We start from the raw sequence: 2,870 nt of genomic DNA on the forward strand, positions 1-2,870 counted from the left end.
ACCAGCTCAGCCAGGCGCTTCGCGACACCTACCAGTTCGTCGCCGGCGCGAGCCTGATCTGGTCGCCGGTGAAGGACCTCGATATCGGTGTGGAAGGCCTCTACACCCAGATCGGCGTCAAGAACGGCCGCGTGATCGACACCGACAAGGATCCGACCGCCTACTCGCGCATCGCCGCGATCAACGCCGGCGGCGCCGTTCGCACCGCGACCAGCGACGACGTCTTCCAGGCCAAGGTTCGCGTCCAGCGCGACTTCTGAGGCGACGCGCCGGATCGGGCGTCGGCTCCGCGCGGGTTTCGACGAGACCCGCACGGACGGGCATCTGCAGACCCGAGATCCATCCTTCGAGGCCCGGCGGCAACGCCGGGCCTTTTTTCATGCCCGGCCGGCCGCGGGTCATGGATGGAGACAGCCGGCGCGGTCTCTCAGCCGGCCCGTCCGCTGGCCATTGACGTTCCTGGAGGCTTCGGGATGAGATGACGGTGCCGGCGCAGCCCGAATCCGTCGAAGTCCCGGCGGATCCAGGCTCCTGCGGGCGGGCGCCCGGGCCTCGACGAGTTCCGGGCCAGGTCGGTCGCGACGACGTGACCGACCGGGACACGACCACCCCGTCGGCAAGAACGGGCCGGCCCGCGGAGAGGCCGGATCTTCGGAAGGACGCCCCGTGACGAGCCCCCTCTCTCCGCCCCTCGCGGATCGGCCCGTTCCGGGCTCGGACCCGACGCGCCGGTTCTGGCCGCTCGGCTGGTGGCGCCTGGTGGACACCCGGATCGGCATCATCCCGCTGCCGATCTACGCGATCGTCGCGGTGCTCCTGGCGATCCTGACCTCCGAGGGCGAGATCCGACCCGACGGGCCGACGATGATCGCCGTGCTGGTGCTCGGCGGCTTCACCTGCGCCGAGATCGGCAAGCGCCTTCCGATCCTGCGCAACATCGGTGCGGGGGCGATCTTCGCGACCTTCGTGCCCTCGGCCCTAGTCTACTACAAGTTGATCCCGCCGCAGGTCGAGAAGGCGATCGTCGACTTCACCAAGTTCACCAACTTCCTCTACATCTACATCGCGGCAATCATCGTCGGCTCCATCCTGGGGATGGACCGGGACGTGCTGATCAAGGGCTTCCTCAAGATCTTCGTGCCGCTTGCGGTGGGCTCGCTGGTGGCCGGCGCGGTCGGCACACTCGTCGGGACGATGCTGGGCCTCGGCGTCCGCCACACCTTCTTCTACATCGTGGTGCCGATCATGGCCGGCGGCGTCGGCGAGGGCGCGATCCCGCTCTCGATCGGCTACGCCCAGATCCTCGGCCAGCCGCAGGGCGACGTGTTCGCCCAGGTGCTGCCCCCGGTGATGCTCGGCAGCCTCACGGCGATCATCCTCGCCGGCACCCTGAACTTCATCGGCAAGCGCTATCCCCACCTGACCGGAGAGGGAAAGCTCCAGCCCGACCACGATGCGACGCCCCCCGGCGACGCCGCCGCGAAGGCCGAGGCGAATTCCGGGCAGGTCGACGTCTCGACCATCGCCGCCGCCGGGCTCACCGCGATCACGCTGTACCTCCTCGGCGTGATGGCCCACCACCTCACCGGCCTGCCCGCCCCCGTGGCGATGCTGTTCCTCGCGGTGCTGGCCAAGCTCTCGAGCGCGGTCTCGCCCCACCTCCAGGCCGGCGGCTTCGTGGTCTACAAGTTCGTGCAGACTGGCATGACCTATCCGCTGCTCTTCGCCATCGGCGTCGCGCTGACGCCCTGGGACAAGCTGATGGCGGCGTTCACGATCACCAACCTGATCACCATCGTCGCCACCGTCACCACGCTGATGGGCACCGGATTCGTCGTCGGGCGCCTGCTCGGGATGTACCCGATCGAGACCGCGATCGTGAACGCCTGCCATTCGGGGCAGGGCGGCACCGGCGACGTGGCGATCCTCACGGCCGCCAACCGCATGGCGCTGATGCCGTTCGCCCAGATCGCCACCCGGATCGGCGGCGCGCTCACCGTGACCGGCACCCTGGTCGCGCTGAGATGGCTGACCGGGATGCCGGCCTGACCCGGCCCGGCACCGCGGGACACCGCACGCCCGGGGCATTTCCCGCAGTCGTTACAACCCTGGGTTAAGTCAGCCTTCACCCTCTGCCGACACTCTGCTTCGGGACCGCCAAGGGCGGCCCGAATCGGAACGCTCCACGATGCTCGCGACAGCCCGAGATCCCTTCCCGCCCAGCCGCTCCGGCGCGATCCGCCCGCGCGGCGGCGAGGCCGTCCGGTCGTCCGGCCTCGTCGGCCGCGACGCACTGGTCTGGCGGATCCGGGTCCTGGTCGCCGAGGCGCGGGGGCCGATCTGCCTGTCGGGGCCGGCCGGCAGCGGCAGCACGGCGATCGCGGCCGCCGTGGCCGACAAGCTGGCGCGCCAGACGCGGGTGCTCGGCCTGCGCTGCCTGCCCGAGACCACCTTCGCGCGCCTGACGGAGATCCTCGCCGAAGGCCTTGATGGCGGAGATGTTTCCGGAACCGTATCCATCGTCCTGACCGATGTCGGCGCGGTCTCGGAGCCGGGCTTCCTGCGCGCCCTCGCGCATCTGGCGGCCGAGCTGCCGCAATTCGGCTGGCTGATCGCGGGCGCGCCGCAGGCCATGCCCGGGGCACGATCGGTCGCGGTCCCGCTGCTTGCCGAATCGGAGACCGCCGCCGCGGTGGACGCGGCGGTCGAGCGGCACGCGGCCGTGATCTCGAAGATCGGCCGAAGCACGGCGGCGACGCTCTGCCGTGGCCTGCCGGGCCTCGCCGACCGCCTCGTGGCCGAGGCCTGGACGGCCGTCGGCACCGCGGGCGACGACGGCATCGGCCTGCCGCACCTGCGCACGGCCGCCC

The 2,870-nt window shown here is 70.8% G+C and carries 2 protein-coding genes and 1 pseudogene; all 3 read left to right on the forward strand.

Features of this window, described 5'->3' with window-relative positions; all coding sequences use genetic code 11:
• Nucleotides 1-260 (forward strand): annotated as a pseudogene (locus FV230_RS26750) (porin); the annotation flags it as partial.
• Nucleotides 261-666: 406 nt separating this feature from the next.
• Complete coding sequence (locus FV230_RS26755; protein ID WP_147844536.1) at nt 667-2,049, forward strand: 2-hydroxycarboxylate transporter family protein; 1,383 nt, start codon at nt 667-669, stop codon at nt 2,047-2,049.
• A 139-nt stretch (nt 2,050-2,188) separates the two neighbouring features.
• On the forward strand, nt 2,189-2,870 hold a 682-nt coding region (locus FV230_RS26760; protein WP_147844537.1), incomplete at its 3' end, for a hypothetical protein.

It is taken from the genome of Methylobacterium sp. WL6 (genome assembly GCF_008040095.1).
GTDB lineage: Bacteria > Pseudomonadota > Alphaproteobacteria > Rhizobiales > Beijerinckiaceae > Methylobacterium.